Source organism: Pseudomonas sp. K5002, from assembly GCF_013386655.1.
In the GTDB taxonomy this organism is placed as follows: Bacteria; Pseudomonadota; Gammaproteobacteria; order Pseudomonadales; family Pseudomonadaceae; genus Aquipseudomonas.
The window spans coordinates 1-868 of sequence record NZ_JACARK010000698.1 but is presented as its reverse complement, the minus strand read 5'-3'; the positions used below and the strand labels follow the sequence as shown (position 1 = coordinate 868).

Below are 868 nucleotides of genomic sequence, written 5' to 3'. Positions count from 1 at the left end.
AGGCCGGTACGCCGATCCTGGCCGGGGGCGTGGATGCGGCCATGGCCACATTGGCGGCCGGGGTGACGCGGCCGGGCAATCACGTGGCGATGATCGGCACCAGCATGTGCTGGGGTTATCTCAATCAGCAGGTGGATGCGCGCCATGGCCTGGTGAGCATGCCCCACGTCTATAACGGCCATCAGGACCTGTACATCTTCGGTGGTGCGATCACCGCCGGGGCGTCGGTGAGCTGGTTTCGCGAACAGTTCTGCCAGGCGGAGGAGCAGCAGGCGAAAGAGACGGGCCAGGACAGTTTGTGGCTGCTGGAGCAGAGCGCCGCGAAGATCCCGGCGGGCAGTGAAGGGCTGTTGTTCCTGCCGTATCTCATGGGCGAACGCAGCCCGGTGTGGGATGACCGGGCCAGCGGCAGCTTTGTCGGGCTGAACCTCTATCACAGCCGGATCCACCTGTACCGCGCAGTGCTCGAAGGGGTGAGTTTTGCCCTGCGGCACAATATCGAAGCGGGCACCCGTGGGGCGCATTCCCTTGATCCACGGCTGATTGTGGTGGGCGGAGCGAGCCACTCGGATTTGTGGATGCAGATTATTGCGGACATCACCCACTACCCGGTCTACACCATCGTGCAAGAGGTGGAGGCAGCCATGGGTGCGGCGTTGCTGGCGGCCCATGCGGTGGGGTTGGTGGATGATCGGGAGATGGAGAAAGGTTGGGTGCAGTTGGAGCTGCGGGCGGAGCCGGAGGCGGGGAATGTCGGGGTGTATGACCGGGCGTTTGCCCGCTATCTGGAGCTGTATCCGGCCTTGAAACCGGTGATGCACAGCTTGCAATTGAATTAAGCGAACACTGATCCAAATGTGGGAGCGGG

The 868-nt window shown here is 63.0% G+C and carries 1 protein-coding gene; it reads left to right on the top strand.

Translation table 11 applies throughout. From position 1 onward, the window contains the following. Positions 1-839: FGGY-family carbohydrate kinase (locus HX846_RS26490; protein WP_256739965.1), on the top strand; the 839-nt coding region annotated here is incomplete at its 5' end. Between the last annotated feature and the right edge of the window lie 29 nt (positions 840-868).